We start from the raw sequence: 11,345 nt of genomic DNA on the forward strand, positions 1-11,345 counted from the left end.
ACGCCATGCCGATCACTACCACGATCCAGGATCGCATTGCCGAAATCGTGTTCGACGTGCCGCCGGTCAACGCCTTTGACAGCGAGACCTGGATGGCGCTTCCCGCGATCATCACGGCCGCAGCAAGCAATCCCGAAGTCAACTGCGTGCTGATCCGCGCCGCCGAGGACGCGCGCGGCTTTTGCGGCGGGGTTGATATCAAGGAAATGCAAGCCCACCCGGAACGGATCACCATACTCAATCGCGGAAATTACCTGACTTTCAAGGCAATCCGCGATGCCGAGGTGCCAGTGGTGGTTGCGGTTCACAAGTTTGTTATAGGTGGTGGGATCGGGATCTGCGGTGCCAGCGATACCATTATCGCCGCTGATGATGCCTTCTTCAGCTTACCCGAGGTCGATCGCGGGGCAATGGGCGGGGCGAGCCACCTCTCGCGGATGCTACCGCTGCACAAGGTACGAGCCGCCTTCTTTACGGGCGGCAATATCCCGGTCGCAGAGGCCTACCGCCTTGGTGCGGTCGAAAAGGTGGTGGCCCGCGCTGACCTAGTCGCCGAGGCGCGGGCTTTTTGTGCGGTTATTGCCGGCAAGAGCCGCAAAGCGCTGGTGATCGCTAAAGAAGCCCTCAACGGTCTTGAACCGCGCGATGTCGATCGGGGCTACCGCTGGGAACAGGGCTTCACGCTCGAAATGTATATGCACGAAGACAGCCAAAAGAGCCGCGATGCCTTCGTCGAAACCGGCAAGGCGGCGAAATTCTGATGAACCTGTCCTATACCTCCGAACAACAAGAGTTCCGGGCCGAAGTGCGGGCGTGGATGGAAGCCCACGTGCCAAAAGAGCCGCTTGTCACTTTGGAATGTCGAGAAGGCTATGACCAGCACGTTGCTTGGGAACGGACCCTTGCCAGCGGGAACTGGGGCATGGTCACTTGGCCCGAGGCGTTTGGTGGGCGCGGCTTGGACTTGATCCAGTGGCTGATCTTCGAGGAAGAGTATTTCCGTGCAGGCGGCCCAAACCGGGCTAACCAGAACGGTATTTTCCTGCTTGGTCCCACTATTATGGAATTCGGCACTGCGGAGCAGAAGGCCCGATTCCTGCCGCCGATGGCACGTGGTGAGGTGATTTGGGCACAAGCCTGGTCGGAACCTGGCGCCGGCAGCGATATGGCTGCGATTCAGTCGAAGGCGGTACGCGATGGCGATCACTATGTGATTACCGGGCAGAAGACCTGGTCCAGCCGCGCGGCCTTTGCCGATTGGGGCTTTGGGATGTTTCGGACCGACCCTGACAGCAAACGTCACAAGGGGCTGACCTTCATCCTGTTTGATCTGAACAGCCCGGGCATCACCCGTCGGCCGATCCGGCAGCTTCACGGTGATACCGGCTTTGCCGAGTTGTTCTTTGATGAAGTCCGCGTGCCAGTTGAGAATTGTTTGGCCGGAGAGGGCGAGGGCTGGAATGTGGCCATGGCAACCGCTGGGTTTGAACGCGGATTGATGCTGCGTTCACCCGGCCGGTTCCAGGCCACTGCAAAGCGTTTGGTCGATCTGTACCGCGTGCATGAAGCTGAAGCATCGCCCGCCGCGCGCGAGGCGGTGATCCAGGCCTGGGGGGCAGCGCAAGCCTATGCCTATAATACCTATGCCGTGGCGTCGAAGATAATGGCCGGTGGTAAAATCGGGGCCGAAGCGAGTCTGAACAAGGTCTTTTGGTCTGAGCTTGACCGGATGATGCATCGCACCGCGATGCAGATTTTGGGGGCCCATGCGGAACTGAAGCGGTTCGGCAACGGACAGATTAACCAGTGGCTTGAAGGTTATATCTTCTCACTTTCGGGGCCGATCTATGCCGGCTCGAACGAAGTGCAACGCAACATCATTGCCGAGCGTCTTCTGGGCCTTCCGCGCGTGGGAGCAGGCTGATGGATTTCCGTTTCACCGATGACCAACTGACTTTGGCCGAAAGCGTTCGCGTTTACCTGGCCGGGACGCACGGCGCCGAAGTGCTGCGCCGGCTCGATGCCGAAGGCAACCGTGATCCTGCTATCTGGCAAGGGTTGGCAGAGATGGGTCTGACTGGTCTACTTGTGCCTGAAGCACACGGCGGTTTGGGTTTGGGACTGGTCGAAGCGGTATTGATCGCCGCGGAATGCGGGCGTGCTTGCGTGGCTGAACCACTGGTTGATACCGCGCTTGTTGCGGTGCCCTGGCTGGTCCGTAATGGCGAGGAAGGCAATCTTGCCGCGATCGCCGCGGGTGACCACAAGGTGATACTCCCGCACGTGCTCAATCCTTGGGTTGCCGACGGGCAAGGCCAGCCGCTGCACAGCGTCGATCCGCTGCGCAACTTGGCGATGTTCCCGGCTGCCGGTAGTTCCGATCCCTATCTGCTCGATCTTGGCGCACTGATGAGTGCGGCCCAGCTGCTGGGTATTGCCGATGCGATGCTACTTCAGGCGGTCGAATATGCCAAAATCCGCAACCAATTCGGCCAACCGATCGGTGCCTTTCAGGGGCTCAAACATCAGCTTGCCTCTTGTGCGGTTGCAATTGAATTTGCCAAACCGGTGGTGTGGCGGGCGGCGCAAGCCTTGCAAGATGGCCTCGCTTCGGCACCGGTCCATGTCAGCCACGCTAAACTGGCTGCGACCGATGCAGCGATCCAGACCGCCGAAACCGCGATCCAGGTCCACGGGGCGATGGGCTATACCTATGAAGTCGATCTCCATTTCTGGATGAAACGGTCCTGGGCGCTGGCTGGCGCGTGGGGTGACCGATCGTTCCACGTTAAGCGGATCGATGCCGCCGTTCTCGATGGCGGGCTCGCCATCGGCCCTGAACACACCTTTGCCTGAGGAACACCATGGCTGAAGCCTATATCATTGATGCCGTCCGTACGCCGATCGGACGCAAGAAGGGCAGCCTGGCCCACCTCCATCCGGCCGATCTGGGTGCGCATCCCATTAAGGCGCTGGTCCAGCGCACCGGGATCGATGCTAATGCGGTCGACGATGTAGTCTGGGGCTGCTGCGATACGATTGGGCCGCAGGCGGGGGATATCGGCCGGACCGTCTGGCTGGTGGCCGGCCTGCCGCTGCACGTGCCGGGCACGACGATCGATCGGCAGTGCGGATCAAGCCAGCAGGCGATTCACTTTGCGGCCCAGGGTGTCATGAGCGGGACGCAGGATCTGGTGGTGGCGGGCGGAAGCCAGGCCATGAACGCTATCCCAATCTCTGCGGCTATGTTTGCTGGTCAGCCCTATGGCTTCGATAATCCATTCAATACGTCGAAGGGCTGGGTTGAACGGTTTGGCGATGGAATTCTCAACCAGATCAATTCAGCCGAAATGATCGCACAGAAGTGGCAAATCAGTCGCGAAGAGATGGAGCAGTTTGCCCTGACCAGCCATCAACGCGCCAATCTGGCAAGCGAAGGTGGACTGTTTAAACCAGAGATCGCGCCAATTGCCGGTTTGGAGACGGACGAAACGATCCGGGCCGGTACAACGTTGGAAGGGCTTGCAAGCCTAAAGACGGTGCAAGAGGGGGGCGTGATCACTGCAGGAGTTGCCAGCCAGAACTGCGACGGGGCAGCCGCGCTGCTGATCGCGAGCGAGCAGGCAGTCAAGGATCACGGTCTCAAACCGCGCGCTCGCATTCACCATATCTCGGTCCGCGCCGACGATCCGGTCTGGATGCTGACAGCGCCGATCCCGGCCACCCAGCACGCGCTGAAGAAAGCCGGGATGAGCGTAAACGACATCGATCTATTTGAATGCAACGAAGCTTTTGCATCGGTGCCGATGGCCTGGATGAAAGAACTCGGCATCCCACATGAGAAGGTGAATGTACGCGGTGGGGCGATCGCTCTGGGGCACCCGCTGGGTGGCACCGGCGCGCGGCTGATGACCACCTTGCTCAACGCACTTGAAGCAACCGGCGGCCGCTATGGCTTGCAAACCATGTGCGAAGGCGGCGGTCAGGCTAACGTTACAATCATCGAGAGGCTATAATGGGAATCTGCGAAAGCCGCACGGTTATCATCACTGGTGCTGCACGAGGGTTGGGGCGGGCCTATGCGCTGGCCTTCGCCAGCGAAGGTGCAAATGTAGTAGTCAACGACATCGGAACGTCGCTGAACGGCGAGGGGCGCGATACCAGCGCCGCTGACGGCGTTGTGGCTGAAATCATTGCCGCTGGTGGAAAGGCCATTGCGAACTATGAGGATATAACCGACTGGGACGCCGCCAAGCGCATCGTTGATGCTGCTGTGGCTGCGTTCGGCGACCTGCACGTTGTGGTAAATAACGCTGGGATCGTGCGCGACCGGATGTTCGTTTCTGCCACGCTGGAGGAATGGGATGCGACCATGCACGTCCACCTGCGCGGGCATTTCTGCCTATCGCGCCACGCTGTGGATTACTGGCGCGCCAAGCAGAAGGCTGGCGGCAATCCCGATGCGCGGATCATCAACACTTCGTCTGGCGCCGGGCTGCAGGGCTCAATCGCCCAGGCGGCCTATTCAACCGCCAAGGGCGGAATCGCAGCGCTGACGCTGGTGCAGGCGGCCGAACTCGGGCGCTATGGTATCACCGCCAATGCTCTGGCCCCCTCCGCCCGCACCCGGATGACCGAACAGGCTTTTGCCGACAAGATGGCGACCGCTGACATGGCGTTTGATGTGATGGACCCGGCGAACATTGCCCCGACCGTGGTTTGGCTTGGCAGCAGTGATAGCGCCGAGGTGACCGGCTGCGTGTTCGAACTCGAAGGTGGCAAGATCATGCTGGAAGACGGTTGGCGTGAAGGGCCTGCCGTCGACAAGGGCGCTAAGTGGGAACCGGCAGAAGTCGGTGCTGCAGTTGACAAGCTGCTGGCTGGCCGGGTGCCGCCGCGCAAGGTCTGGGGGACCGCATAATGGAATTCGTGTTCACCGAAGAACAGGCAATGATTGGCGAGACGGCCCGTGCCTTCTTCACCGAAAATGCCACCAGCGAACGGACTCGCGCAGCCATGGCAGCCGACGGGATCGACTGGGGGCTGTGGACTGCCTTCTGTCAGGAACTGGGATTGTCGGGAATTGGCATCGCCGAGAGCGCCGGCGGGGCCGGGCTGGGGCTGGTTGAACTGGCGATCATCGCCGAGGCGGCCGGCGCGCAGGTTGCCGCGCTGCCAATGCTGGGTTCGCTGGCTCTGGCAGCCCAGGCGATCGCCGCGGGCGGAAGCGCTGCTCAGCAGGCTGAATGGTTGCCGGCCCTACTGTCGGGTGAGCTGATCGCCGGCTATGTCCACGATAACGAATTGACCGCCGATGGAGATATCTTGAGTGGTTCGGATCGGTTTGTTGCCCATGGCGCTGCTGCCCGGTTATTTGTGGTAACCAGCAACACCGGGGCTTGGATCGTCCCGGCCGATGGCGCCGGCGTTTGCGTCACCGCCCAGACGACGATGGACCAGACGCGACCCTATGCCCGGGTCGCGTTGGCTGGCGCCAAGGGCGAGCCGTTGGCTAATGGCCCCGCTGCAATTCAGGCAGCACTCCGTGCGGGGTTTGTGACCGTTGCGGCCGAGGCCTTGGGCGGGGCGCAGGCTGCTCTTGACCGGACTGTATCCTACGCCCGGGAACGGGTGCAGTTCGGGCGGCCAATCGGCTCGTTCCAGGCCTACAAGCACCGGTTGGCCGACATGATGATCGAGATCGAACAGGCCCGTTCGGCTGTCTATTGGGCGGCTTGTGCGGTCGACGAAGGATCCGACGAGGCCGAGCTTGCAGTCCATTCCGCGAAAAGTTTTGCCGCCGACACCTATTTCATGTGCGCGGGTAACATGATCCAGCTGCACGGCGGGATCGGCTTTACCTGGGAGCACGATGCGCATCTCTATTTCAAGCGCGCGCGGGCGATCCAGTCCATGCTGGGCAGCGGTAACTGGCACCGCGAAAAGATCGCCACGATGATCCTAGGAGAAGCAGCATGAAGCTTGGTTTCTCACCGGCGGATGAACTGTTCCGTCAGGAATGCGCCGACTGGCTGAATGACCAGATGGCTGGCGAATTTCGCGACATCAAGGGCATCACCAAGCTCACCGCCAGCCCCGAGCGGCGCAAGGAATGGGAACAGCAGCTCGCGGCCCACAAATGGTCGTGCATTGGCTGGCCGGAGGAATGGGGTGGCCGAAATGCCAGCCTGGCCCATCAGGTGATCTTTGCCGAGGAATATGCTCGTGCCGGGGTGCCGGGCCGGGTGAACCATATCGGGGTCGAGTTGGCCGGGCCGACCTTGCTCGCCTTTGGCACCGAAGCGCAGAAGCAGCGGTTCCTGCCCGATATTGCGGCGGGCAAAACGATCTTTTGTCAGGGCTTTTCTGAGCCGGGGGCGGGATCAGACCTTGCTTCGGTTCGGACCAAGGCGAAGCTGGACGGCGGCGAATGGGTGGTCAACGGCCAGAAGATCTGGACCAGCCTGGCCCATATCTCAGACTGGATCTTTGTCGTTTCGCGGTCAGAGGAAGGATCGAAGGGGCCCAAGGGGCTGACCTTCCTGATGATGGAAATCGATCAGCCGGGGATCGAAATCCGCGGGATCAAGCAGATCAACGGCGATGCCGAATTCAACGAAACCTTCTTTACCGATGCGCGCTGCCCGGCTGACAGCCTGATCGGCGCACCGGGAGATGGGTGGAAGATCGCCATGGGTCTGCTGGCCTTTGAACGCGGCGTTTCCACCTTGGGCCAGCAGATGGGCTTCCGCAACGAGCTGGACGAAATCATCGCTGCGGCAAAGGTCAACGGCGCGGCGCGTGATCCGTTGATCCGCCAGCGGATCGCCAAGGCGGAGATTGGCCTTAATCTGATGCGCTATGGGGCGCTGCGAATGCTGTCGCAGACCGATCATTCCAAGATTGACGGGGCAGCGCTTACTTACAAGATCCAGTGGGCCACCTGGCGCCGCGGCCTTGGCGAATTGGCGATGGACGTCCTTGGCCAGAATGGCGAAGTGGCGGATGGCAGCGAATATGAATGGGATACGTTGCCCAATCTGTTCCTCTATTCGCGCGCCGATACGATCTACGGCGGGACCAACCAGATCCAGCGCAACCTGATTGCCGAACGAGGGCTGGGCATGCCGCGAGAACCGCGGGGAGACGTCTGATGGCGCCGCCGATTCCCCCCTATCCGCAGGGCCGCAATCTGTTGGCAGGAAAGACCGTGGTGGTTACGGCAGCGGCGGGCACTGGCATTGGCTTTTCCGCCGCCAAGCGCGCGGTTGAAGAAGGCGCAAGTGTCTTGATGAGCGATTTTCACGAGCGCCGGCTGGGTGAAGCGGCGGATCGGATCGCAGCAGAATGCGGCCAGCGCCCCGCCACCTTTGTTTGCGATGTGACCAACCAGGAACAGGTTGATGCCCTGCACGCTGCCGCGTTGGCACAGCTGGGGCAGGTGGACGTGCTGATCAACAATGCCGGCCTGGGCGGCGAAGTTGCGGTTGTTGATATGACCGATGACCAATGGTTTCGCGTGCTCGATGTCACGCTCAACAGCGTATTCCGGATGAGCCGGGCCTTCTTGCCGGCCATGTATGCCCGCAAGGCCGGGGTGGTGGTCAACAATGCTTCGGTGCTGGGTTGGCGCGCGCAGCACGGGCAGGCCCATTATGCCGCGGCCAAGGCCGGGGTCATGGCCTTTACCCGGTGCGCGGCGGTGGAAGCGGCCGAACACAACGTTCGGATCAACGCTGTTGCCCCCTCAATTGCAATGCACGCCTTTCTGGCCAAGGTGACCAGCGATGAACTGCTGGCTGAACTTTCGGCTAAGGAAGCATTCGGGCGCCCGGCTGAAGTCTGGGAAGTGGCCAATGTGATGATGTTTCTGGCCTCTGATCTGTCCTCTTACATGACCGGGGAAGTACTCTCGGTCTCCAGCCAGCGGGCCTGACCATGGCAAAGATTTATGCCAATCCCCGCGATCTGATCGGTCAGGAAGGCGCACCGCTGGGTCCGACCGGGTGGCTGGCCATCGATCAGGATCGGGTCAACGGCTTTGCCGCGGTTACCGGCGATAACCAGTGGATCCATGTCGATGTGGAGCGGGCCCAGGCAGGGCCGTTTGGCGGGACCATCGCCCATGGCTATCTGACGATGAGTCTGGTTAACTTTTTCCTGCCCGATCTGATTGAGGTGCGCGGATTTACCCATGCGGTGAACGTGGGCGCTGATCGGCTACGGTTCCTGGCTCCGGTCAAGGTTGGGAGCCGGATCCGCGGCCGGGGTGAGATTGTCGGGGTTGAAGAGATCAAGGGTGCGATCCAGTCGGTCGTGCGTGTCACGGTAGAGATCGAAGGCAGCGACAAGCCGGCCTGTGTGGTCGATACGATCAGCCGTTATTTCCCGGAGTGAATGCCGTGCCCACACCTGAACAGATGGAAGCTGCCGTTCACACCTATGTCGCGGCCTTTGCCAAAGGCGACCCGGCGATGGCTGCGGCGATTTTTGCCGAGGATGCCGTGGTTGAAGATCCGATCGGCGCTGCCCCGCGTATCGGCCATGCCGCGATCCTGGAATTCTACACCCAGTCGATGGCAACCGGGGCTACGCTGCATCTGCAAGGCCCGGTCCGGCTGGCTGCCGCTCACGCCGCCTTTGCCATGCAGGTCCACCTGCACTGGGATGGCAAGGATATGGTCATCGACGTGATAGATACCTTTGCATTCGACGAGGCAGGCAAGGTCAAGCTGATGCAGGCCTATTTCGGCCCTGGCAACATGCATGGCTGACGCGCTGCCCCTCACGATCCCCCATGTGGCTGCCGCCGCCGCGCGACGTTGGCCCGCTGCGGTGGCCCTGATCGAAGGTGCAGATACCTGGACCTTTGCTGCCCTGTGGGACGATTGTCGCGCGGTGGCTTCCGCGCTGATTGCGCGCGGGGTTGGTGATGGTGACCGGATTGCCATTTGGGCTCCGAATTGCCGGCAGTGGGTGATCGCGGCGATTGCGGCACAGACCTGCGGTGCGGCGATCGTGCCACTCAACACCCGGCTCAAAGGGCGCGAGGCGGGCGATATCTTGCGCCGGACCGGTGCGAGGATGCTGTTCACTGTGACCGGCTTCCTGGGTATTGATTATCCAGCCTTACTGGAGGCTGAAGACCTGCCGGCCTTGGCCGAAACCGTAATGCTCGATCGCGATTTCGCCGCCTTTGTTTCAAGCGGCAGCGGGCCGACCGATCCCCGGGTGGATCAGGCGCTAGCTGGACTAACGCCTGACCACGTATCCGATATCATGTTCACCAGCGGTACGACCGGTGTGCCCAAAGGCGTGCTGATGACGCACGGTCGGATCCTGCCGCAGGTTAGTGTGTGGATCGGCAACACCGGGTTAGGTCAGGGCGAGCGCTATCTGATTGCCAACCCGTTCTTCCATTCCTTCGGGATGAAGGTGGGCTGGGTAGCCTGCCTGCTGGCCGGGGCCGTGATGGTGCCGATGCCCCAGTTTGACGTGGCCGAGGCGATCCGTCTGATTGAGCAGGAGCGCATTGCCTTTCTACCCGGTCCGCCAACGATCTTCCAAATGCTGCTGGCGGAGCGTGAGCAGCGACCGTTTGATTGCTCATCGCTGCGTGGAGGTACTACGGGGGCGGCCACTGTTCCCCCGGTGCTGATCGAACGGATCCGCAGCGAACTGGGCATGGCAGATATCATTACCGCCTATGGCATGACCGAATGTGTTAACATTACCTCGTGTCGGCCTGGGGATCCTGTTGATCTCATTGCGCAGACTTGCGGCGCGGCAATCCCCGGCAACGAAGTGATTATCGCCGATGAAGCGGGGCGCGAGGTCGCTCGGGGGCAGACTGGTGAGATCCTGGTCCGCGGCACCGGGGTGATGCTGGGTTACCTTGATGATCCAGCTGCAACAGCTGATGCGATCGACGCCGAAGGTTGGTTGCACACTGGCGATGTCGGGACGATGGATGCCAATGGCTATGTTCGGATTACCGATCGCAAGAAGGACATGTTCATTTCCGGCGGATTCAACGTCTATCCGGCAGAAGTGGAGAAGATCCTGGCTGCGCATCCGGGGGTCGGTATGGTCGCCGTGGTTGGGGCGCCTGACGAGCGGATGGGCGAAGTGGGCGTGGCTTACATTGTTCCGCGGCCCGATGCCAACTTGGTTCCAGGTGAGATTATAGCCTGGTCGCGCGATAACATGGCCAATTACAAGGTGCCGCGGCGAGTGGTCGTGGTAGATGATCTCCCACGCAATGCGTCCGGCAAGGTTCTGAAGATTGAGCTGCGCTCCTGAAGCTTGTTGCGGAATAGGGCATCGGAGCGCGGGTTATGACAATCGGTGTGGTCGCGGTCACTGGAGCAGCCAGCGGGATTGGTCTGGCCTTAGCGTGTGAAGCGATTGAGCGCGGGTACAGTGTCGCCGCGTTTGACCAAAATCAGCCTGCGTTGGCGTCGCTTCAAGCAAAGTTGGGACCAGATCGATGCCGGATATGTCCCGGCGATGTCACAAGCGACGCGGATCTCGAACGATTCAGCGATACTGTTATGGCTTTTGGTCGGCCGCTGCGGCTTGCTTTTGCCAATGCAGGGGTTCTGCGAGCGGGTGAGGTTTTAGATCAGCCGATCGCAGATATCGAGCAGATGCTTGCGATCAATCTTGTTGGCGCAATTCGGACAGCACGGGCGCTGGTGCCGCTTATGCGCAGTCAGATAGATCCGTCGATTTTTGTGTTTACCGGGTCGAGTTCGATGCTCCTGGCGAGCCCGGGGTACGCTGGATATGCCGCCAGTAAGCACGGACTGCTGGCAATGGCGGAGGCTCTGGATGCAGAACTGGCTCTGGCCAACGCCTCTGTACGCACTGCTGTTCTATGTCCGGCGGCCGTTCAAACCGGAATTGCAGATGGTGACACTCCGCTGCTGGCCAGACTGCAGCTGCGTATGCAAAGCCACGGAATTAGCGCCCAGCGACTTTCTCAAATAGCCTTTGATCGGCTTGCGGCGGGTGAACGTGTGATATTCTCAAGCGACCTCACAAAGGATTCGGCCCGCGCTCGATTTGATGCTCTGCTGGGTGGAGGTTACGGTCGGCAGCAAACGCAGCCCACCTGATCCATCCGCACCAGATGCCAATTGTTCCGCCGGAAAAAATTCCGATATTTCAAAAGTTTGACGAAGAAGGTGGTGGACGCACTAGGGCTCGAACCTAGGACCCGCTGATTAAGAGTCAGCTGCTCTACCAACTGAGCTATGCGTCCACACGGGCGGTACTCCGCGAGGTCCCGAATCGTCGGGAGCGCCCCCTATAGCGGGTGTTTCGCCGGTGAAAAGGGGGAG

Annotated in this window: 12 protein-coding genes and 1 tRNA gene; 12 read left to right on the forward strand and 1 reads right to left on the reverse strand. The window is 60.8% G+C overall.

The genetic code is table 11. From position 1 onward, the window contains the following. The first annotated feature begins 5 nt into the window (after positions 1–5). From RQP55_RS01685 to RQP55_RS01740, 12 genes are read left to right on the forward strand one after another with little or no spacing between them, the layout of a single operon-like run. The gene (locus RQP55_RS01685) at positions 6–761 is read left to right on the forward strand and encodes an enoyl-CoA hydratase family protein (protein WP_315608444.1); all 756 of its coding nucleotides are present in this window, start codon (positions 6–8) and stop codon (positions 759–761) included. Further along, the gene (locus tag RQP55_RS01690) at positions 761–1,924 is read left to right on the forward strand and encodes an acyl-CoA dehydrogenase family protein (protein ID WP_315608445.1); all 1,164 of its coding nucleotides are present in this window, start codon (positions 761–763) and stop codon (positions 1,922–1,924) included. The genes RQP55_RS01685 and RQP55_RS01690 overlap by 1 nt, the downstream gene beginning before the upstream one ends. After that, positions 1,924–2,856, forward strand: coding sequence for an acyl-CoA dehydrogenase family protein (locus RQP55_RS01695; RefSeq protein ID WP_315608446.1), 933 nt, complete (start codon positions 1,924–1,926; stop codon positions 2,854–2,856). The genes RQP55_RS01690 and RQP55_RS01695 overlap by 1 nt, the downstream gene beginning before the upstream one ends. A gap of 8 nt (positions 2,857–2,864) precedes the next feature. Continuing rightward, positions 2,865–4,016, forward strand: coding sequence for an acetyl-CoA C-acetyltransferase (locus tag RQP55_RS01700; protein WP_315608447.1), 1,152 nt, complete (start codon positions 2,865–2,867; stop codon positions 4,014–4,016). Further along, positions 4,016–4,921, forward strand: a complete 906-nt coding sequence (locus tag RQP55_RS01705; protein WP_315608448.1) for an SDR family oxidoreductase — start codon at positions 4,016–4,018, stop codon at positions 4,919–4,921. The genes RQP55_RS01700 and RQP55_RS01705 overlap by 1 nt, the downstream gene beginning before the upstream one ends. After that, entirely contained in the window at positions 4,921–5,979 is a 1,059-nt protein-coding gene (locus tag RQP55_RS01710; protein ID WP_315608449.1) for an acyl-CoA dehydrogenase family protein, read from the forward strand. Before RQP55_RS01705 ends, RQP55_RS01710 begins: the two co-directional genes overlap by 1 nt. After that, positions 5,976–7,154 carry an acyl-CoA dehydrogenase family protein gene (locus tag RQP55_RS01715; RefSeq protein ID WP_315608450.1) on the forward strand — a complete coding sequence of 393 codons (1,179 nt, stop codon included), beginning with the start codon at positions 5,976–5,978 and terminating at the stop codon, positions 7,152–7,154. Before RQP55_RS01710 ends, RQP55_RS01715 begins: the two co-directional genes overlap by 4 nt. Next, a complete protein-coding gene (locus tag RQP55_RS01720) occupies positions 7,154–7,936 on the forward strand; it encodes an SDR family oxidoreductase (protein WP_315608451.1) in 783 nt (260 codons plus the stop codon). The genes RQP55_RS01715 and RQP55_RS01720 overlap by 1 nt, the downstream gene beginning before the upstream one ends. Before the next feature lie 2 nt (positions 7,937–7,938). After that, positions 7,939–8,397, forward strand: coding sequence for a MaoC family dehydratase (locus RQP55_RS01725; RefSeq protein ID WP_315608452.1), 459 nt, complete (start codon positions 7,939–7,941; stop codon positions 8,395–8,397). 5 nt (positions 8,398–8,402) lie between these two features. After that, a complete protein-coding gene (locus tag RQP55_RS01730; RefSeq protein WP_315608453.1) occupies positions 8,403–8,774 on the forward strand; it encodes a nuclear transport factor 2 family protein in 372 nt (123 codons plus the stop codon). Further along, complete coding sequence (locus RQP55_RS01735) at positions 8,767–10,302, forward strand: FadD3 family acyl-CoA ligase (protein ID WP_315608454.1); 1,536 nt, start codon at positions 8,767–8,769, stop codon at positions 10,300–10,302. Before RQP55_RS01730 ends, RQP55_RS01735 begins: the two co-directional genes overlap by 8 nt. A gap of 35 nt (positions 10,303–10,337) precedes the next feature. Continuing rightward, positions 10,338–11,120 carry an SDR family NAD(P)-dependent oxidoreductase gene (locus RQP55_RS01740; RefSeq protein WP_315608455.1) on the forward strand — a complete coding sequence of 261 codons (783 nt, stop codon included), beginning with the start codon at positions 10,338–10,340 and terminating at the stop codon, positions 11,118–11,120. A gap of 70 nt (positions 11,121–11,190) precedes the next feature. On the opposite strand, the gene RQP55_RS01745 is transcribed toward RQP55_RS01740, so the two are convergent. Next, positions 11,191–11,266 (reverse strand) — tRNA-Lys (locus RQP55_RS01745). Between the last annotated feature and the right edge of the window lie 79 nt (positions 11,267–11,345).

Source organism: Novosphingobium sp. APW14, from assembly GCF_032337075.1.
Classification (GTDB): Bacteria; Pseudomonadota; Alphaproteobacteria; order Sphingomonadales; family Sphingomonadaceae; genus Novosphingobium.